Source organism: Polynucleobacter sp. Nonnen-W13, assembly GCF_018881735.1.
In the GTDB taxonomy this organism is placed as follows: domain Bacteria; phylum Pseudomonadota; class Gammaproteobacteria; order Burkholderiales; family Burkholderiaceae; genus Polynucleobacter.
Map to the genome: position 1 here is coordinate 884721 of NZ_JACVPU010000001.1, position 19067 is coordinate 903787.

The following is a 19067-nucleotide window of genomic DNA, read 5'->3' on the forward strand; positions in this document are numbered from 1 at the left end:
TTTTTTTAAAGGAATTAAGAAGATCGCTACTGATAAATCGCAGCGCATAAATCGGGAGATTACTGCTCCTGAAGTGCGTCTGATTGGACTGGATGGAGAACCCATCGGTGTAGTTAAGTTGAGTGAAGCCCTGGCTTTGGCAGAAGAGAAAGAGACCGATTTGGTTGAAATTGCTCCGACGGCTGTGCCACCTGTAGTCCGGATCATGGACTTCGGCAAATTCAAATACCAAGAAGCCAAACGTTTGCATGAAGCTAAGCTCAAGCAAAAAGTGATTCAGGTGAAGGAAGTTAAATTCCGTCCCGGCACAGATGATGGTGACTATGGTGTGAAGCTACGCAATCTAATCCGCTTTTTGGAAGATGGCGATAAGACAAAGATTACGCTGCGGTTTCGGGGTCGTGAAATGGCTCACCAAGAAATCGGAGTCAGAATGTTGGAACGTTTGAAGTCAGACCTGATTGAGCATGGTCAAGTAGAACAGTTTCCAAAGATGGAGGGTCGCCAAATGGTGATGGTGTTGGCCCCCATTCGTAAGGCTAAGTAATAAACCAAATCGCAAGATGAGGTTTGTTGTTTAAGTAGGGAGGGGTCGTAGACCCTGGTAGCAAGAAGTGCTTCTAGGTACAGGAAGCGTAACCGTCGGTTACCACCTAAGTTGCACATGCAGAAGAAGGGGTGCTTTATGCCCAAGATGAAGAGCAAGAGTAGCGCTAAAAAGCGCTTCACAGTTCGCGCAGGCGGAACGATCAAACGAGGCCAGGCTTTCAAACGCCACATCCTCACCAAGAAGACCACAAAGAATAAGCGTCACCTACGTGGTACTACCGAAGTTGCGAAGGCAGACGTTAAGTCAATTCGCTCTATGCTTCCTTACGCTTAACCTCAGACTAGATTAGGAGAATTAAATGCCAAGAGTCAAACGTGGGGTTACAGCAAGAGCCCGTCATAAGAAAATCACCGATGCCGCAACAGGCTATCGTGGACGTCGTAAAAACGTATTCCGTATTGCTAAGCAAGCAGTTATGCGTGCTGGTCAATATGCATACCGCGACCGTCGTAATAAGAAACGTGTATTCCGCGCATTGTGGATAGCTCGTATCAACGCGGCAGTTCGTCAACATGACATGACCTATAGCGTATTCATGAATGGTATGAAGAAAGCTGCGATCGAACTCGACCGCAAAGTGCTTTCTGATATGGCCATTGCTGACAAGGCGGCTTTTGCTGCTTTGGTTACTCGGATCAAATCCGTAGTAAGCGCTGCAGCTTAATTCTTAGTTCATTTAAAAAACTAAGCTGCAATGGTTTCTCTCGACCACATTGTCGAGGATGCTAAACGTGATTTCCTCGGAGCTGCCGATTCGGCGGCTCTAGAGGACGCGAAAGCCAAGTATCTCGGTAAGTCAGGTGTTCTCACTGAGCGTTTAAAAGCGCTTGGTGGAATGTCGCCTGATGAACGTAAGAGTGCTGGCGCCCAAATTAATCAAATCAAAACTCAAGTAGAGACTGCATTGCAGGAACGTCGCCAAGCATTGGCTGATGCGGTATTGCTGCAAAGGCTTGCAGCGGAATCCATTGACGTCTCTTTGCCTGGTCGTGGCCAATCTGTAGGTAGCTTGCATCCTGTGATGCGTACCTGGGAGCGCGTTGAAGAGATCTTCCGCTCTATTGGTTTTGATGTAGCTGACGGCCCTGAAATTGAAACTGATTGGTTTAACTTCACCGCCTTAAATAGCCCCGAGAATCATCCTGCGCGCTCCATGCAGGATACCTTCTACATTGATGGCAAAGATTCCAATGGAAAGCCTTTGTTATTGCGTACGCATACTAGTCCGATTCAGGTTCGTTATGCGAGTGAGCATGTCAAGAAATATGCTCACGCCGCTGTGATGCCGCCAATTAAAGTGATCGCACCAGGCAGAACCTATCGCGTAGATAGCGATGCAACCCACTCACCGATGTTTCATCAAGTTGAGGGCTTATGGATTGCAGAGAGTGTTTCCTTTGCTGATTTAAAAGGTGTGTACACCGATTTCTTAAGAACTTTTTTCGAGACCAATGAACTGCAAGTTCGCTTCCGTCCTTCGTACTTCCCATTCACTGAGCCTTCAGCAGAAATCGATATGGCTTTCGGAAGCGGCAAGCTAGCTGGCCGTTGGCTAGAGATTTCTGGTGCTGGGCAGGTTCATCCAAATGTATTGCGCAATATGGGTATTGATCCAGAGCGCTATACCGGTTTTGCTTTTGGCTCTGGCTTAGAGCGTTTGACGATGTTGCGTTACGGCGTGGATGATTTACGCCTTTTCTTTGAGAACGATCTCCGTTTCTTAGCGCAATTTCCGGCTTAACCGGCCAACCTTCTAATAGTAGATAGCGCATATGCAATTTTCTGAATCTTGGTTACGCCAATATGTAAACCCTTCGCTGGATAGCGATGCCTTAGGCCATGCAATGACGATGGCAGGCCTCGAGGTGGAAGAGCAGCATTCAGTAGCGCCTGCATTCACGAAAATTGTAGTTGCTCAAATTCTTTCTGCTGAGCAGCATCCTGATGCAGATCGCTTACGTGTTTGCAAAGTTGACGCAGGAACTGGCCAAGAATTACAAATAGTATGTGGTGCACCGAATGCACGCGCTGGCATCAAAATTCCTTGCGCCATGGTTGGCGCAGAGTTGCCGCCAGCAGAAACTGGTGGCAAGCCTTTCATGATTAAGCTTGGCAAGCTACGCGGTGTAGAAAGCCAGGGTATGTTGTGCTCCGGCCGCGAGCTCGGTTTAGGCGATGACCATGAAGGCATTCTCGAGTTGCCAGCGGATGCACCAGTTGGCGAGGATATCCGAAAGTATCTAAACCTAGACGACCAGATCTTTGTTATTAAGCTAACTCCTAATAAGGCTGATTGTTTATCTCTAATGGGTATGGCACGTGAAGTGTCGGCAATCACAGGCGCTGCCTTGTGTGCACCCAAGTGGACGCCAGTAAACGTCACTATTGCCGATAAGCTCAAAGTGACCGTTGAAAATTCAGATCTTTGCGGACGCTTTGCAGGACGCGTGATTCGTGGCGTTAATCCAAAAGCACAAACACCAGATTGGATGATTCAGCGACTTTGCAATGCTGGTCAAAGAAGTATTTCTCCATTGGTGGATCTTTCTAACTATGTCATGTTGGAAATGGGTCAGCCGACCCATGTGTTCGACATTGATAAATTGACTGGTGACTTATCTGTTCGATGGGCGAAGACGGGTGAAAGTCTTGAGTTATTGAACGGCCAGACGGTGACTTTGCAAGGTCCAGATTCTGCGGGCAAGATCCAGGATGCTGGTGTGGTTGCCGATCAAAATGGTCCTGTAGCGTTAGCTGGGATTATGGGTGGCAATCATTGCGCCGTGACTGATGACACTAAAAATATTTATGTTGAGGCCGCTTATTGGCAGCCTTTGGCAATTCAGGGGCGTGCTCGTCGTTTTAATTTCAGCACCGATGCGGCGCATCGCTTTGAGCGTGGTGTTGATCCACAAAATACGGCTAACTGTCTGGAATATTTAACTGCTCTGATTGTTGAGGTATGTGGTGGTCGAGTTGGTCCAATTGATGATCAAGTGTTATCTATTCCTGAGCGCAAACCAGTCAATATGCGTTTTGCTCGTGCTATGAAAGTCATCGGTATCCCACTCACGACTGAAATTGTTGCTGATGTATTTAAGCGTCTCGGTTTTGAGTTCAAGCAAGAAGCGGGTGATCTATTTGTTGTAACACCGCCAAGCTATCGCTTTGATATCGAAATTGAAGAAGATTTGATTGAAGAAGTCGCGCGCATGTACGGCTTTGAAAATATTCCTGATGTACCACCAATCTCCTCTTTAAAAATGAGCGCTAAGCCGGAGGCAAAGCGTGGCGTGCATTTATTGCGCCAGCGTTTAGCCCTACAAGGCTATCAAGAAGCTGTGAACTTTGGATTTACTGATCTAGAGAGTGAGCAACGATTGGTTGCGGCCACTGAAAAAGATCTCATTGCCGTACTCAATCCGATTGCTAATCAGTATGGTGTCATGCGCAGCAATCTGTGGGGCGGTTTATTGGCTAACCTGAAGTCAAACTTAAATCGTGGTGCTGGCCGTGTCCGTTTATTTGAAACAGGTCGCGTATTTAAGCGTGATGCTAGCGTACAAGAAGAGGCTGGCAAGGTTGCAGGATTTCATCAGCCGCAGCAGCTTGGCGGCTTGGCTTACGGCTCATTTGTAGCGGAGCAGTGGGCAAGTGCTGATCGAGCAGTCGATTTCTTTGATGTAAAGGGTGATTTGGAGCGTGTGCTCAATCCATTGCATTTCACGACCGAGGCTGCCGTTCATCCTGCACTACATCCAGGTCGCAGCGCACAAATTCACCTGATAACCTCGACTGGAAAACACCATATTGGCTGGATTGGTGAATTACATCCTGGCTTACAGCAAACCTACGAGTTGCCACAGGCTCCAGTTCTGTTTGAGATGGATTTAGAGGCTATTCGCAATTTAGGAATTCCACAGCCGGAAGAGTTGAGTAAATTTCCTGCTGTACAGCGAGATCTGGCGGTGGTGGTAAAGCAAGCTGTTTCTTCACAGACTTTGCTTGATGCAATGCATGCGACGAAGCAGAATTTTGTGAAGGCAATTGAGTTGTTTGATGAGTTCAAGCCAAAGGCTGGCTCTAGCAGCATGGCTGACGACGAGAAAAGCTTAGCCTACCGTGTAACCTTACTCAACTCGCAGGAAACCCTGCAGGATGCTCAAATTGAAGCTGTTATGAGTGCTTTATTAGCGACACTTGAGAAAAATTGCGCAGCTCGTCTGCGCTAGGTTTAATATTAGCAACAGATCTTGTCAGAAGAGACTTTCGCCATGAATGATTTAGTTAGCAACGATACCGTTACCAAGAATGAGCTCTCGGAAGCCCTCTTTGATCAAGTTGGCCTGAACAAGCGTGAAGCTAAGGACATGATTGATGCCTTCTTTGATCGTATTGGAAAGTCTCTGGAGACTGGTGTTGAGGTGAAGATTTCAGGATTTGGTAATTTCCAGTTACGCAATAAATCTGCTCGCCCAGGTCGTAATCCGAAAACTGGTCAAATGATTCCAATTGCCGCTCGTCGCGTTGTGACGTTTCATGCAAGTCAAAAGCTCAAGGATGTAGTTGAGTCTCATGCTCGAGAAAACAGCATTTGATGCTGGGACGGTGCTGCTGAGTTCGCAGCTCCCCCCAATTCCCTCTAAGCGTTATTTCACGATCGGTGAGGTATCTGATCTTTGTGGCGTCCGTTCTCATGTATTGCGCTATTGGGAGCAAGAGTTCACTCAGTTAAGTCCACAAAAGCGTCGCGGTAATCGTCGCTACTATCAACACCATGAAGTTGTCTTAATTCGGAAGATTAGGGCGCTTTTGTATGAAGAGGGCTTCACAATCAGTGGTGCCCGCAATCGTCTTGATGAGGCTCGTGGCGAGCTTCGCTTGCGTGATGAGTTGCAAGCTGTCCTGCAAATTCTCTCCAAATAGTTACTGATACAATTTCGTTTCTCGTCGGGGCGTAGCGCAGCCTGGTAGCGTACATGCATGGGGTGCATGTGGTCGGAGGTTCAAATCCTCTCGCCCCGACCATTCATTTGCACATCTCCTTCCTATGACATCAAACTCAAACAACACTACGTATTTTGGATTGACCATCCCATTTTTGGCGCACTTGGGAGTTGTTCCTGAGTATGCTGAAGGCGGTAAATCACGTATCAGCCTGGTCATCAAACCAGAATTCGAGAATAGCTTTCAGATTGCTCATGGTGGTGTTGTGATGACCCTGTTGGACTTTGCGATGGGAGCGGCAGCTCGCAGCACTGTGAACCAGCAACTTGGCGCCATGACAATTGATATGAACGTTAGCTTCTTGCGCCCTAGTACTGGCAAGATTGTGGTGGAGGGTAGCGTTCTCAAGTTTGGAAAAACGATTTATTACTGCGAGGCCGTAGTATTGAACGAGGCTGGCGAAGTTACCGCTAAATCTAGCGGCACATTTATGCTGAGACGGTAATGTTTATATACTTATTATAAATATAGTATTTATAATGATTATGCTGGTTATCTGATTAATTACTGCAATATAGGCTTATTTCTATAAGGTTATAAGCAGCATTTGAATATATATCATGATGACTTCAATATATGGATATAATAGTTAATCAGGAATAGCTAATCCTTTGTTATTCCATCAATCGATTATCTGGATAAACTAAAAATGTCATCTTATAAAGAGTTGTTAGCTCAACGTGATTTGTTGGATAAACAGATTAAAGAAGCGGTTTTACGTGAAAAGGCCGACGGTATTGCCAAGGCCAAGCTCATTATTGAGCAGTACGACTTAACAGCATCAGACTTATTCAGTCGCAAAGCGGGTGCCCGCAGTTCTGGTGGCAAGGTTGCTCCAAAGTACCGCAATCCTTCTACAGGTGATACCTGGACTGGTCGCGGTAAGGCGCCAAAATGGATTGAAGGTAGAGATCGCAGTAACTTTTTGATCTAAGATATTGATTTAATTAGACTTATTATTTAAAAAAGCCGCTCAGTACCAAAATTGAGCGGCTTTTTTGTGTTTTAAAGAACTGGTTTAGTATCTAGGCGCATTTTCTATTGAGCGCCTGGATAAATATAGGCTCTAAGAGTTCGTGGCGATTTTTATCTCCCACGGTGTTTTCAAGTTCTGGATTAGTAGCTGGATAGCCAATAATCAGCGGATTTTGGTCAATTAGGCCATTTTCAAGCTCCTCCTGAAGAACTTCAGGGTAGCGCGACTTCACCCCAACCGTATTTTCATCAGCTAGGCCTATTACCCCCGGATGAAGGCGAATAAATCCTTCATCCACTAAAATAGGAATACGCTGTGTGTCCTTGTTTTTGCTCAAATAATGGATGAGATGCACCTGCTCAACTGGTGGAATCAGGGCGTCTAGAAATATCAGGTCGGGGGCAATTGAAACTGCCTTCATTAGACCCTCAAGACTATCTACAGATACCTCCATATCCACTTTTAACTGCCAACATTGAATAGATTCGATTAATTCATGGCTATTTTCAGCTCTTCTGAATATGCCCATCGCAATACAGTTTTGGGTAGTTTTTTGGCGCATGGCTCTTTTACGGCGTGCTAGCTGCTGATCTAGAGAGCTTGCCAAGATACGTCGGTGACCCCCACGCGTCTTCCAGGCGATTAATTCACCTAATTCAACCATTTTCTGGACGGTGCCAAGTGACACCTGCAGTACTTTTGCGCTTTGACGGGTGCTTAGATATTCCAATTCTGGGGTAATCGCTTTCATATGTCCCTAATCTCATTAATTTATTTGGAGATTTAGAGAATACGAATCAAGTCTGTGGGAATCTGTCAGGCATGGTTTAAATCCGAGTAGGAAAATTCTTATTTGGACCTTATAAAGTGAGGATAAGCCTCTAAGCCCCTTAAATCAGGGAAAGCCCTTTATGAATCAATGGGTAATCGTGTTAAATTAGAGTGTAAGAGTATTCGCACAGATCAATTCGTAAAGCGGTTTAGCCGCTGAGCGAATGGTTTTAACCACAGTCTTTATTCGGGAAACCCGATGAAAGGTGAGCATCATGATGCAAGATCAAAGAGATAGCTCCTATCTCTTCGGTGGAAACGCCCCTTACGTAGAGGAACTCTACGAATCTTATTTGCACGATCCAGGCTCTGTAGCCGATCATTGGCGAGATTATTTTGATAGTGTGAAGCAAGTCCCGGCGTTCGATGGTTCGTCTAGGGCTGATGTCGCCCACGGTCCTATTGTTGCTTCCTTCGCTGAGCGGGCTAAGCAAGGTCCCATCAGAACAGTTTCTGATTCGGCTGACTCTGAGATGGGGCGCAAACGCGTTGCCGTTCAGCAGTTAATTGCCGCATATCGTAACGTTGGTAACCGCTGGGCTGATATTGATCCTTTGAAGCGAATCGAGCGCAAGGATATTCCAGAGCTAGATCCTGCTTTTTATGGTTTTACTGATGGCGATATGGATATCGTCTTCAATACGAGCAATACCTTCTTTGGCCGCAACGAAATGACCTTGCGTGATTTGCTGCAAGCATTGCGTCAAACTTATTGCGGCACCTTGGGTGCTGAGTACATGTTTATTGCTGACCAGACTATCAAGAAATGGTGGCAAGAAAAATTAGAGTCAATTCGTTCAACCCCTAGATTTAATATGGATGAGAAACGCCATATTTTGGATCGCGTCACTTCAGCAGAAGGTTTGGAGCGCTATCTTCAAGCAAAGTATGTTGGTCAAAAGCGTTTCTCCCTTGAAGGCGGTGAGAGCTTTATTGCCTGTATGGATGAATTGATTCGTGAGTCCGGTTCTAAAGGCGTGCAAGAGATTGTGATTGGTATGGCCCATCGTGGCCGTCTGAATGTGCTGGTGAATGTTTTAGGAAAAATGCCCTCAGATCTTTTTGCTGAGTTTGAGCATAAGGGCCCAGAAACATTGCCTGCGGGTGATGTGAAGTATCACCAAGGTTTCTCGAGCGACATTTCTACTCCAGCGGGACCTGTTCATCTATCGCTTGCATTTAATCCCTCTCATTTAGAAATCGTGAACCCGGTAGTAGAGGGCTCCGCACGCGCTCGCATGGAGCGTCGTGGTGATATGTTGGGTGAGCAAGTTTTGCCAGTATTAGTTCATGGAGATGCCGCTATTGCAGGCCAAGGTGTGATGCAAGAAACCTTAGCAATGGCAGAGGTGCGCGGCTATTACACTGGCGGCACGATTCATATCGTAATTAATAACCAAATTGGTTTCACCACATCCGATCCTCGCGATTTGCGTTCTAGTTTGTATTGCACAGACATCATGAAGGTGATTGATGCGCCTGTATTGCATGTGAACGGTGATGATCCAGAGGCGGTTGTTCTAGCTACCAAACTAGCTGTTGAGTTCCGCACACAGTTCCACAAAGATGTGGCTATTGATATTGTTTGCTTCAGAAAGCTGGGTCATAACGAGCAAGACACTCCTGCTATGACGCAACCTTTGATGTACAAAATCATCGCATCTCATCCGGGCACACGTAAGTTGTATGCGGATAAATTGGAGGCTCAAGGTGTTTTGCCTGCTGGCACCGGTGAACTGATGGTCAAAGAGTATCGCGCGGCGATGGACGCTGGTAAGCAGACTTCAGACCCCGTTCTCAGTAACTTCAAAGGTAAGTTTGCCGTTGATTGGTCACCATTTCTCAATAAGCGTTGGACTGATGAAGCTGATACTGCCATTCCATTGACTGAGTGGAAGCGTCTAGCAGAACGAGTTTCTACCGCTCGAGAAGGATTCAAGGTTCACCCCTTGGTTGAAAAGGTCTTAAAAGATCGTGCTGCCATGGGCCGTGGTGAAACTAATGTTGACTGGGGCATGGGTGAGCATATGGCTTTCGCATCCCTAGTGGCTAGTGGCTATCCAGTTCGCTTATCTGGCGAGGATAGTGGTCGCGGCACTTTTACCCATCGTCATGCAGTTTTGCATAATCAAAACCGCGAAAAATGGGATACAGGGGTCTACATTCCTCTGCGCCATATCGCTAAGGATCAGGCTCCTTTTTTAGTGATTGATTCCATCCTCTCCGAAGAGGCTGTGCTGGGTTTTGAGTATGGTTATGCCGCTGCAGAGCCAAATACACTGACTATTTGGGAAGCTCAGTTCGGCGACTTTGCGAACGGCGCTCAAGTAGTGATCGACCAATTTATCGCTTCGGGAGAAGTGAAATGGGGTCGTGCAAACGGATTAGTCATGATGTTGCCTCACGGCTATGAGGGTCAAGGGCCGGAGCACTCATCTGCACGTTTAGAACGCTTTATGCAGTTATGCGCTGACACAAATATGCAAGTGATTCAGCCAACAACTGCATCGCAGATCTTCCACGTCTTGCGTCGCCAAATGATTCGTCAGTTCCGCAAGCCGCTGATCTTAATGACACCAAAATCATTGCTACGTAATAAAGAGGCTGCTTCGCCATTAACGGAGTTTACAAAGGGTGGTTTTCATACCATTCTTCCCGAGCGTGATGAGAGTATCGATGGCAAAAAGGTCACTCGGTTAATCATGTGTTCTGGCAAAGTCTATTACGACTTAGCCAAAGTACGTGCTGATAAAAAACAAGAGGATGTAGCGATTATTCGTTTGGAGCAGCTCTATCCATTCCCGCATAAGGCATTGACTGTTGAGTTAAAGAAATATCCAAACTTAGAAGAGGTAGTGTGGTGTCAAGATGAGCCACAAAACCAAGGTGCTTGGTTCTTTGTTCAGCACAATATTTTGGAGAATATGTCTGAGGGGATGAAGTTGGCATATGCCGGCCGTCCAGCTTCTGCCTCACCAGCTTGTGGCTACGCCCATCTCCATCAAGAACAACAGAAGTCACTTCTCAACGCAGCATTCGCAAAACTCAAGGGTTATGTCATTACGAAATAATCGTAGACCTTACTCACATATAAATACTAAACAGGATTAATCATGGCTATTTTTGAAGTTAAAGTCCCCCAGCTCTCCGAGTCAGTAGCAGAAGCTACTTTGTTGCAATGGAAAAAGCAAGTCGGTGATGCGGTCGGTCAAGATGAGATCTTGATTGAAATTGAAACTGACAAAGTTGTACTAGAAGTTCCTTCACCATCTGCTGGCGTGATTACAGAAATCGTTGTTGCTGATGGTGGCACCGTTGTTGCTGAGCAATTGATTGCGAAAATTGATAGTACGGCTGTTGCTGCAGCGGCTCCTGCCGCCGCTGTACCAGCACCTGCAGCTGCACCAACCAAAGCTGCGCCTGCAGCAAAATCATCTGGTGCTGCTGCACCTTCTGCAGCAAAAATTTTGGCCGAAAACAATATGACCACAGGTCAAGTTGCAGGTTCTGGCCGTGATGGTCGCGTGACGAAGGGTGATGCACTTAATGCTGTCGCTGGAGGCTCAACCTCCGCTGCATTGCCGAGCGCACCAATTCCGCTGGGCAATCGCCCAGAAGAGCGCGTGCCAATGAGCCGCTTGCGTGCTCGTATTGCTGAGCGTTTACTCGAGTCTCAAGCAAACAACGCCATCTTGACTACTTTTAATGAAGTCAATATGGCCCCAGTAATTGCCATGCGTAACAAGTACAAAGATCAGTTTGAAAAAGTGCACGGCGTTAAGTTGGGCTTTATGTCCTTCTTTGTGAAAGCAGCTACCCACGCATTGAAGAAATTCCCATTATTAAACGCATCTGTTGACGGTAATGACATCGTGTATCACGGCTACTTTGATATTGGTATTGCAGTGAGCTCACCACGAGGCTTGGTAGTCCCAATTCTGCGCGATGTGGATCAAATGAATTTGGCTGATATCGAGAAGAAGATTGCTGAGTTTGGTGCAAAAGCTCGCGAAGGTAAGCTGTCATTGGAAGATTTAACCGGGGGTACATTCTCCATCTCTAATGGTGGTGTGTTTGGTTCGATGCTTTCTACCCCAATTATTAATCCTCCGCAGTCTGCGATTTTGGGTATTCATGCAACTAAAGAGCGTGCGGTTGTTGAGAACGGTCAAATCGTGATTCGTCCGATTAACTACTTAGCTTTGTCATATGACCACCGCATTATTGACGGTCGTGAGGCAGTACTTGGCTTGGTTGCCATGAAGGACGCATTAGAAGATCCTTCACGTCTTCTCCTTGATTTGTAAGAGGGAAGAATATGAGCCAATCATTTGACGTAGTAGTAATCGGTGGCGGCCCCGGTGGTTATATCGCTGCGATTCGTGCGGCGCAACTCGGCTTTAAAGTTGCCTGCGCCGAATCAAATGCTTATGACGATCCAAAGGGTGAGACACGTCTTGGTGGAACTTGCTTAAATGTCGGTTGTATTCCTTCTAAAGCTTTACTTGCCTCTTCAGAAGAGTTTGAGAAGATTAGCCATCATGTAGCCGATCACGGTATTACCGTTGGATCGGTGAAGTTAGACTCTGGCAAGATGATCGCTCGTAAGGATGCGATTGTGACTAAGATGACTGCTGGTATTCAGTTCTTGTTCCGTAAAAACAAAATTACCTTACTAAAAGGCCATGCGTCTTTTGAAGGTAAGAGTGCTGACGGCTACCAAGTCAAAATTGACGGTAAAGATAAAGAAGTAGTTAGCGCTAAAAATGTGATCATTGCTACTGGATCTAAAGCACGTCACTTGCCAGGCATTCCGGTTGACAACGTGTTGATTAGTGATAACGAAGGCGGTCTCAAGTTTGATTCTATTCCGAAGAAGCTTGGGGTCATTGGCGCAGGTGTCATTGGCTTAGAGCTCGGTTCGGTATGGCGACGTGTTGGTTCTGATGTGACTATTCTTGAGGCGCTCCCAACTTTCTTAGGCGCATGTGATCAAGGTATTGCAAAAGAAGCTCACAAGATCTTTACTAAGCAAGGCCTCAAAATCAATATGGGCGTCAAAATTGGTGAAGTGAAGGCAGATAAAAAAGGTGTTGTTGTTAACTATACCGATAGTGAAGGTAAGGCTCAGAAATTAGAATGTGATCGTTTAATCGTTTCTGTTGGCCGGGTTCCAAATACGGATAAATTAGGTCTCGATAAGATTGGTCTGAAAGTGGATGAGCGTGGTTTCATTCCAATTGATGATCACACTTGCGCAACAGCAGCGCCTAGCGTTTACGCTGTGGGTGATGTGGTACGTGGACCTATGTTGGCTCATAAGGCTGAAGATGAAGGTGTGCTCGTTGCTGAAACGATCGCAGGTCAAAAGCCACATATTGACTACAACTGCATTCCTTGGGTGATCTACACCGATCCTGAAATTGCCTGGGTTGGTAAAACCGAAGAGCAACTCAAACAAGCTGGTATTGCCTACAAAGCCGGACAGTTTCCATTTGCAGCTAACGGTCGTGCATTAGGTATGGATCGTGCGGATGGTTTCGTCAAAGTATTGGCCGATGAGAAAACAGATGAAATCTTAGGTGTTCACATCATTGGACCAAATGCATCGGATTTAATTGCTGAAGCGGCCGTAGCTATGGAATTTAAAGCAGCAGCTGAAGATATTGCTCGTATCTGTCATCCACATCCAAGCCTATCGGAAGTGGTTCGCGAGGCTGCATTAGCGACGGATAAACGTGCATTAAACATGTAATTGAAAGCATTAGAGTTTTATCATCAAGAGTTAAAGGCGCGCGGGTATCAAAGTGATCCCGCGCAGCTTGCTGCCATTGAGCGCTTGCAGCGCTGTGAAGATGAGTGGGTTGCTTATAAAGAAATCCGCAGCAGCGGTTTAAAAAAGAAACTCTTTAAACCAAAACTCCCTCGCGGCGTCTATTTGTGGGGCGGAGTAGGTCGGGGCAAATCTTTTTTGATGGATGTCTTTTTTGCGGCATCTCCCCTAGAGAAAAAGATCCGCATCCATTTTCATGAATTTATGCGAGAAGTGCATCGTGAACTTCATGAGCTCTCTGGTATGGCAGATCCACTAGATGAACTTGCCAAAAGAATTGCCAATAGATATCGACTCATCTGTTTTGATGAGTTTCACATCAATGACATAGCTGATGCCATGATTTTGTATCGCTTGCTGAGCGCGCTCTTCGAAGACCGCGTCCAGTTTGTGATGACCTCAAATTATCAACCCAGTCAGCTTTACCCCAACGGCTTGCATCGCGATCGCTTGCTACCGGCCATCAAGCTATTGGAAGAGCAGCTCGATGTGATGAATGTCGATGCTGGTAATGACTATCGTCGCGTGCAGATGGCTCAAGTTGAGGCCTATTTAACACCAGTGAATGCCGCAACTCATGCGGTTTTGATGCAGATGTTTCAAACCTTAATTGGCAATCAAAAAGAAACTGTCCGTCCAGTGTTGCGGATTGAATCCCGCGAACTCAGACCTCTGCATATGGCCGAGGGGGTGGTTTGGTTTGATTTCCAAACCTTATGCTGTGGCCCTAGGTCACAAAATGACTATCTGGAGATTGCCAAGCAGTTTCATACTTTAATTTTGTCTGGGGTGCCCTATATGCCCCCTAGAATGACTAATGAAGCCCGCCGCTTTATTTGGCTGATTGACGTCCTCTATGACCATAAAATCAAGCTAATCATCTCTGCAGAGGTCCCGGCAGTCGATTTATATACCGAAGGCCAGATTACCAGTGAGTTTTCTAGAACGGTTTCTCGTTTAATTGAGATGCAGTCTCGTGACTATCTAGATGCGCCTCGTCGGGTAATTGACACCAGCTTGACCTAAAATAGGGTCATGACTAGCAATTCGAGCCTAAACGCAGATTTACACTGCCATTCCGTTGTTTCTGATGGAACGCTAACGCCTGAGCAGTTGGCTGAGCGAGCCTTTGCTAATGGCGTGCGTTTATGGGCATTGACCGATCACGATGAGCTAGGTGGTCAAGAGAGGGCACAGCTAGCTGCAAGCGCGCTTGGTATGGACTACCTGCCTGGGGTCGAGATTTCGGTAAGCTGGATGGGGCAAACCATCCACATCGTTGGCTTGGGAATTGATGCTGCCCATGCAGGAATTCTAGAAGGCTTGCGTCGCACTCGCGAAGGTCGCGGTAATCGTGCAAAGCAGATGGCCGAACAATTATTAAAAGCCGGGATACCTGGCGCCTATGAAGGTGCATTGCATTTTGCGGGCAATCAAGAACTCATTTCTCGTACACACTTTGCGCGCTTTCTGGTAGAACAGGGCGTTTGCAAAGATACTGAGCAAGTCTTTAAAAGATATCTGGTTGAAGACAAGCCGGGCTACGTTCCGCATCTTTGGGCAACACTAGATGATGCAGTTGCTTGGATTAAAGGGGCAGGAGGTGCTGCTGTGATTGCACATCCTGGCCGTTATAAGTTAAGCGCTATGCAGATGGATGAACTCTACAAGCACTTTAAAGAAATTGGCGGCATGGCGATTGAAGTCATTACCGGCAGTCATAGTCCAAATCAATATCAAACCTATGGCAAGATTGCTCAGCACTATGGATTTTTAGCTTCTCGAGGATCAGATTTTCATGACCCAGAGGAAAGTTATATTGACCTTGGCACCTTGCCTCATTTGCCAGATCACCTCACTCCAGTGTGGTCGCTGTTTCATTAAGCGGCCTCTCCACACTTAACCCTTTTAAATACTCTTAAAGAATAAAGATCAAGATGTTTGCAGAACGCGTTCTCTCTGGCATGCGACCAACAGGTAGCTTGCACCTCGGCCATTACCATGGTGTTTTAAAGAATTGGGTTCGCTTGCAATCTGAGTATCCCTGCTACTTTTTTGTCGCAGACTGGCATGCCTTAACGACCCACTATGAAACTCCGGATGTGATCGAGAAATCAGTATGGGACATGGTGATTGACTGGTTAGCATGCGGCGTTGATCCAAACCAAGCGACTTTATTCATTCAGAGCAAAGTGCCTGAGCATGCAGAACTTTTTTTATTGCTGGCGATGGGTACTCCTTTGGGTTGGTTAGAACGCGTTCCAACATATAAGGATCAAATCGAAAAACTTAAAGAGAAAGATTTGCAGACTTATGGTTTCTTGGGCTACCCCTTGCTGCAAGCCGCTGATATTTTGATGTACCGCGCTCAATTTGTACCGGTAGGTGAAGATCAAGTACCGCACGTAGAGATGACCCGTGAAGTAGCGCGTCGTTTTAATTATCTCTACGGTCGCGAACCTGGCTTTGAAGAGAAGGCACTAGAGGCGGTTAAGAAATTGGGTAGTAAGCGCGCCAAAATGTACGCTGAATTGCGTGTCGCTTTTCAGGAGCGGGGAGATGAAGAGGCTCTAGAGCAAGCTCAAGCGCTATTACAAGAAGCGCAAAGTCTGTCGATGGCCGATCGCGAGAGACTGTTTGGTTTCTTAGAGGGTGCTCGCAAAATTATTTTGCCAGAGCCACAAGCTTTGTTAACTACTGCATCCCGCATGCCGGGTATTGATGGGCAGAAGATGTCCAAGTCTTATGGCAACACGATTAGCATTCGCGAAAAACCTGAAGAGGTAATTCGCTCAATCCGCACCATGCCAACTGATCCTGCTCGGGTGCGCAGAACGGATCCAGGCGATCCTGCGCGTTGTCCTGTGTGGCAACTTCACACCGTATATTCGAATGAAGACACTAAAACTTGGGTTCAAAAAGAATGTCAATCTGCAGGTATCGGCTGCTTAGAGTGCAAGCAGCCCGTGATTGATGCCATTCTTGCTGAGCAGCAGCCTATGTTTGAGCGTGCCCAGAAATACCTGGATGATCCCAGCTTATTGCGCTCCATCATTGCAGATGGATCCGATAAAGCGCGTAAGGTTGCCCAAGAAACAATGCGTGAGGTCCGAGAATCCATGGGCCTAGCGTACGACTAAGGCCGCCACTTGACTGCAAAGCATGACGCAATTGCAGCTGCCTCGCCTTGGGTGCGACGTTTTGCTGCGGCGATACCAACAGATGGGGTAGTGCTTGACCTAGCCTGCGGCTCCGGTCGGCATACAGCATTACTGGCTTCCTTAGGCCATCAGCTGATGGCGGTTGACCAAGATATTTCTGCTCTTGAGTTGCTGCAAAGTGCTACAGTCCAAATCCAGAAGCTTGATTTGGAGGGCTCGGATTGGCCCTTACTAGGTCATCAGTTTTCAGGCATTGTGGTGACGAATTATCTTTATCGTCCATTTCTGGAGGAATTACCCAAGATGCTGGTCGAGGGTGGCGTCCTCATCTATGAGACTTTTGCCGATGGGAATGCGGTATTCGGTAAACCCTCAAACCCCAATTTCCTGCTTAATCCAGGGGAATTACTGGCTTTGGCGCAGCGTTCCGGTCTGAAAGTGATTGCCTATGAGGATATTTACCTCGATCAACCTAAACCAGCTATGGTTCAGCGGATTTGTGCCGTAAAAGGGCATTTAAAAGGATGCGTTCCGTTACAATTTGTTGGTTAACATTCAGAAAATTCAGACACATTCAGTGACTAATACAACACAATCTAAAGCCAATAAAAAGCCTATCGCAGGCAGTATGCCTGCCATTGTGACGCCGATGTTCGAGGACGGAAGTCTGGATTTCCCTGCTTTACGTTCCTTGCTAGATTGGCATGTTGCCGAAGGTTCTGATGGCATTGTCATTGTTGGTACTAGCGGGGAATCTCCGACGGTGTCTGTAGAAGAACACTGTGAGCTGATTAAAGTGACCGTAGATCATATTGCCGGGCGTATCCCGGTAATTGCTGGTACTGGTGGCAATTCCACTACCGAGGCAATCGAGTTAACCCATTTTGCTAAGTCGGTTGGTGCTGATGCCAGCCTCCAAGTGGTTCCTTATTACAACAAGCCGACACAAGAGGGGATGTATGCCCACTTCAAAAAAATTGCGGAGTCGGTTGATTTGCCTGTCATTTTATATAACGTTCCTGGTAGAACGGTTGCTGATCTTGCTGGCGAGACCACTGTTCGCCTAGCGGGAGTCCCAGGAATTATCGGCATTAAAGATGCCACTGGAAGTATTGAGCGCGGCACTTTGTTGCTAGCTGATCTAAAGCGTGCCGGACATCAAGATTTCTCTGTATTTTCTGGCGACGATCTGAGTGCGGCAATGCTGATGCTCATGGGTGGCAAGGGTAATATTTCTGTAACGGCCAATATTGCACCCCGTTTGATGCATGAGCTTTGTCAGGCTGCCATGTCCGATGATGTCGTCAAGACGCGCACAATTCAATATCAATTACTGGCTGTTCATAAAGCTATGTTTACTGAGGCAAATCCGATTCCTGTGAAATGGGCTCTGCATCAAATGGGTAAAGTGACCTCAGGCATTCGATTACCTTTAACCCCTTTGAGTGTTGCCTTGCGCGAACCTTTGAAGGCTGCATTGAAACAGGCTGGCTTACTATGATGAATTCGATGCAACTCCTGCGCCAACACTGTACAACTCTACTAATGATCTCTTTAGTAGGTGTTGTTTTGTTTGGCTGTAAATCCTTAACAACGAATGATACTGTCGACTACAAGTCTTCTGGTGCTGTGCGTGGACCGAATTTGTCTTATCCACCAGATCTCATTACCGCCCAAGCTGATCGTCGTTACATTGTTCAGGATGGTTCTGCCACCATGTCTGAGTACAACGCTGCGGTAAAAAAATCGGTACAGACTCGCAATAACGTCATGACCGGTATTCCAGGTATGCGTATCGCTCGTGATGGTGAGCGTCGTTGGTTGGTCGTTGAAAAGCCAGCCCCAGAGCTCTATCCGCAAATTAAAGATTTCTGGCAAGAGAATGGTTTCCTATTGGTAATTGACTCACCTTCCACTGGCATTATGGAAACTGATTGGGCTGAGAACCGGGCGAAGATTGCGCAAGACTTTATTCGTAAGGCTCTTGGCGGTGCATTGGATTCTATTTATGACACTGGCGAGAGGGATCGTTATAAAACTCGTCTGGAGGTAAGTAGCCCCAATCAAACTGAGATTTTTATCACTCAACGTGGCGCTATCGAGAAATGCGTCAGTGATAACAGTGGTGCTTGCAACTCTACCATTTGGACATCGCGCCCAAATGATCCTGAGCTCGAAGCAGTATTTTTGGCTCGCTTGATGGAGCGTTTGGGTATGTCCCAAGAAATGGCTAAGGCCCAGGTTGCAGCGCCACTAGATCTAAAGGCCCCTAAAGCAAAGTTGATTCAAGAGGGTGTGAATACTGCTCATATTGAAATGGCTCTCGGCTTCGATCGCGCATGGCGTGATACTGGACTTGCCTTGGATCGCTCCAACTTTACCGTTGAAGATCGTAATCGTGCCAACGGCATTTACTATGTACGTTATGTCAATGCCAAGGACTTGGGTGACACCAAAGGATTTTTCACTAACCTGTTCAGCAGCAAGGATGACTCTAGCTTGAAAGCTAAGAAATACCTCGTGGTGGTCAAATCGACTGGTGATAATTCTGCAAGTGTGTATGTTCAGAATGCAGATGGCAAGCCCGAAAATACCGCAGCTGGATTGCAACTCTTAACATTGCTGACAGAGCAAATGGCTAGATAGTAT

19 protein-coding genes and 1 tRNA gene are annotated in these 19067 nt (G+C 46.6%); 19 read left to right on the forward strand and 1 reads right to left on the reverse strand.

The window, feature by feature from the left end; translation table 11 throughout:
• Positions 1 to 13: 13 nt before the first annotated feature.
• The 10 genes from infC (at position 14) to ICN27_RS04670 (ending at position 6551) form a co-directional block, all read left to right on the forward strand.
• Complete coding sequence (gene infC / locus ICN27_RS04625; RefSeq protein ID WP_370624483.1) at positions 14 to 547, forward strand: translation initiation factor IF-3; 534 nt, start codon at positions 14 to 16, stop codon at positions 545 to 547.
• A 138-nt stretch (positions 548 to 685) separates the two neighbouring features.
• On the forward strand, positions 686 to 883 hold the full coding sequence (gene rpmI, locus ICN27_RS04630) for a 50S ribosomal protein L35 (RefSeq protein ID WP_046330084.1): 198 nt from the start codon (positions 686 to 688) through the stop codon (positions 881 to 883).
• Between the two features lie 25 nt (positions 884 to 908).
• Positions 909 to 1274 (forward strand): 50S ribosomal protein L20, encoded by a 366-nt coding sequence (gene rplT, locus ICN27_RS04635; RefSeq protein ID WP_015421011.1) that lies wholly within the window; start codon positions 909 to 911, stop codon positions 1272 to 1274.
• Positions 1275 to 1304: 30 nt separating this feature from the next.
• Positions 1305 to 2351, forward strand: a complete 1047-nt coding sequence (gene pheS / locus ICN27_RS04640) for a phenylalanine--tRNA ligase subunit alpha (RefSeq protein ID WP_215310124.1) — start codon at positions 1305 to 1307, stop codon at positions 2349 to 2351.
• A 31-nt stretch (positions 2352 to 2382) separates the two neighbouring features.
• On the forward strand, positions 2383 to 4842 hold the full coding sequence (gene pheT, locus ICN27_RS04645) for a phenylalanine--tRNA ligase subunit beta (RefSeq protein ID WP_216269133.1): 2460 nt from the start codon (positions 2383 to 2385) through the stop codon (positions 4840 to 4842).
• Positions 4843 to 4884: 42 nt separating this feature from the next.
• Positions 4885 to 5208: an integration host factor subunit alpha gene (locus tag ICN27_RS04650; protein ID WP_046330087.1), complete on the forward strand. Its 324-nt coding sequence runs from the start codon at positions 4885 to 4887 to the stop codon at positions 5206 to 5208.
• Positions 5186 to 5536 carry a MerR family transcriptional regulator gene (locus tag ICN27_RS04655; protein WP_215310128.1) on the forward strand — a complete coding sequence of 117 codons (351 nt, stop codon included), beginning with the start codon at positions 5186 to 5188 and terminating at the stop codon, positions 5534 to 5536. The genes ICN27_RS04650 and ICN27_RS04655 overlap by 23 nt, the downstream gene beginning before the upstream one ends.
• Before the next feature lie 25 nt (positions 5537 to 5561).
• Positions 5562 to 5638, forward strand: a tRNA-Pro gene (locus tag ICN27_RS04660).
• A gap of 22 nt (positions 5639 to 5660) precedes the next feature.
• The gene (locus ICN27_RS04665) at positions 5661 to 6062 is read left to right on the forward strand and encodes a PaaI family thioesterase (RefSeq protein WP_215310129.1); all 402 of its coding nucleotides are present in this window, start codon (positions 5661 to 5663) and stop codon (positions 6060 to 6062) included.
• 204 nt (positions 6063 to 6266) lie between these two features.
• On the forward strand, positions 6267 to 6551 hold the full coding sequence (locus ICN27_RS04670; protein ID WP_215310131.1) for an H-NS family nucleoid-associated regulatory protein: 285 nt from the start codon (positions 6267 to 6269) through the stop codon (positions 6549 to 6551).
• Positions 6552 to 6642: 91 nt separating this feature from the next.
• Here the strand turns inward: ICN27_RS04670 and ICN27_RS04675 are convergent, their stop codons facing one another.
• Positions 6643 to 7344, reverse strand: a complete 702-nt coding sequence (locus ICN27_RS04675; RefSeq protein ID WP_215310132.1) for an excisionase family DNA-binding protein — start codon at positions 7342 to 7344, stop codon at positions 6643 to 6645.
• 295 nt (positions 7345 to 7639) lie between these two features.
• Here ICN27_RS04675 and ICN27_RS04680 point away from each other — a divergent pair, with 295 nt between their 5' ends.
• The 9 genes from ICN27_RS04680 (at position 7640) to bamC (ending at position 19064) form a co-directional block, all read left to right on the forward strand.
• Entirely contained in the window at positions 7640 to 10495 is a 2856-nt protein-coding gene (locus ICN27_RS04680) for a 2-oxoglutarate dehydrogenase E1 component (RefSeq protein ID WP_216269134.1), read from the forward strand.
• 42 nt (positions 10496 to 10537) lie between these two features.
• Positions 10538 to 11731 (forward strand): 2-oxoglutarate dehydrogenase complex dihydrolipoyllysine-residue succinyltransferase, encoded by a 1194-nt coding sequence (odhB, locus tag ICN27_RS04685; RefSeq protein ID WP_216269135.1) that lies wholly within the window; start codon positions 10538 to 10540, stop codon positions 11729 to 11731.
• Between the two features lie 11 nt (positions 11732 to 11742).
• The gene (gene lpdA, locus ICN27_RS04690) at positions 11743 to 13179 is read left to right on the forward strand and encodes a dihydrolipoyl dehydrogenase (RefSeq protein WP_215310135.1); all 1437 of its coding nucleotides are present in this window, start codon (positions 11743 to 11745) and stop codon (positions 13177 to 13179) included.
• Positions 13180 to 14283, forward strand: a complete 1104-nt coding sequence (zapE, locus tag ICN27_RS04695; RefSeq protein WP_215310136.1) for a cell division protein ZapE — start codon at positions 13180 to 13182, stop codon at positions 14281 to 14283.
• Positions 14284 to 14292: 9 nt separating this feature from the next.
• Positions 14293 to 15141: a 3',5'-nucleoside bisphosphate phosphatase gene (locus tag ICN27_RS04700; protein ID WP_215310137.1), complete on the forward strand. Its 849-nt coding sequence runs from the start codon at positions 14293 to 14295 to the stop codon at positions 15139 to 15141.
• A 53-nt stretch (positions 15142 to 15194) separates the two neighbouring features.
• Entirely contained in the window at positions 15195 to 16397 is a 1203-nt protein-coding gene (locus tag ICN27_RS04705; protein ID WP_046330106.1) for a tryptophan--tRNA ligase, read from the forward strand.
• A gap of 9 nt (positions 16398 to 16406) precedes the next feature.
• Complete coding sequence (locus ICN27_RS04710) at positions 16407 to 16970, forward strand: bifunctional 2-polyprenyl-6-hydroxyphenol methylase/3-demethylubiquinol 3-O-methyltransferase UbiG (protein WP_216861221.1); 564 nt, start codon at positions 16407 to 16409, stop codon at positions 16968 to 16970.
• Between the two features lie 76 nt (positions 16971 to 17046).
• Entirely contained in the window at positions 17047 to 17919 is an 873-nt protein-coding gene (gene dapA, locus ICN27_RS04715) for a 4-hydroxy-tetrahydrodipicolinate synthase (protein ID WP_215310323.1), read from the forward strand.
• A complete protein-coding gene (gene bamC / locus ICN27_RS04720; protein ID WP_216269136.1) occupies positions 17916 to 19064 on the forward strand; it encodes an outer membrane protein assembly factor BamC in 1149 nt (382 codons plus the stop codon). The genes dapA and bamC overlap by 4 nt, the downstream gene beginning before the upstream one ends.
• Positions 19065 to 19067 lie beyond the last annotated feature (3 nt).

Coding starts and splice junctions, on each gene's coding strand:
- pheS (WP_215310124.1), top strand. CDS start 1,305: ATGGTTTCTCTCGACCACATTGTCGAGGATGCTAAACGTGATTTCCTC.
- ICN27_RS04700 (WP_215310137.1), top strand. CDS start 14,293: ATGACTAGCAATTCGAGCCTAAACGCAGATTTACACTGCCATTCCGTT.
- ICN27_RS04680 (WP_216269134.1), top strand. CDS start 7,640: ATGATGCAAGATCAAAGAGATAGCTCCTATCTCTTCGGTGGAAACGCC.
- rpmI (WP_046330084.1), top strand. CDS start 686: ATGCCCAAGATGAAGAGCAAGAGTAGCGCTAAAAAGCGCTTCACAGTT.
- odhB (WP_216269135.1), top strand. CDS start 10,538: ATGGCTATTTTTGAAGTTAAAGTCCCCCAGCTCTCCGAGTCAGTAGCA.
- ICN27_RS04670 (WP_215310131.1), top strand. CDS start 6,267: ATGTCATCTTATAAAGAGTTGTTAGCTCAACGTGATTTGTTGGATAAA.
- ICN27_RS04675 (WP_215310132.1), bottom strand. CDS start 7,344: ATGAAAGCGATTACCCCAGAATTGGAATATCTAAGCACCCGTCAAAGC.
- dapA (WP_215310323.1), top strand. CDS start 17,047: ATGCCTGCCATTGTGACGCCGATGTTCGAGGACGGAAGTCTGGATTTC.
- ICN27_RS04705 (WP_046330106.1), top strand. CDS start 15,195: ATGTTTGCAGAACGCGTTCTCTCTGGCATGCGACCAACAGGTAGCTTG.
- pheT (WP_216269133.1), top strand. CDS start 2,383: ATGCAATTTTCTGAATCTTGGTTACGCCAATATGTAAACCCTTCGCTG.
- ICN27_RS04650 (WP_046330087.1), top strand. CDS start 4,885: ATGAATGATTTAGTTAGCAACGATACCGTTACCAAGAATGAGCTCTCG.
- bamC (WP_216269136.1), top strand. CDS start 17,916: ATGATGAATTCGATGCAACTCCTGCGCCAACACTGTACAACTCTACTA.
- ICN27_RS04665 (WP_215310129.1), top strand. CDS start 5,661: ATGACATCAAACTCAAACAACACTACGTATTTTGGATTGACCATCCCA.
- rplT (WP_015421011.1), top strand. CDS start 909: ATGCCAAGAGTCAAACGTGGGGTTACAGCAAGAGCCCGTCATAAGAAA.
- ICN27_RS04655 (WP_215310128.1), top strand. CDS start 5,186: ATGCTCGAGAAAACAGCATTTGATGCTGGGACGGTGCTGCTGAGTTCG.
- lpdA (WP_215310135.1), top strand. CDS start 11,743: ATGAGCCAATCATTTGACGTAGTAGTAATCGGTGGCGGCCCCGGTGGT.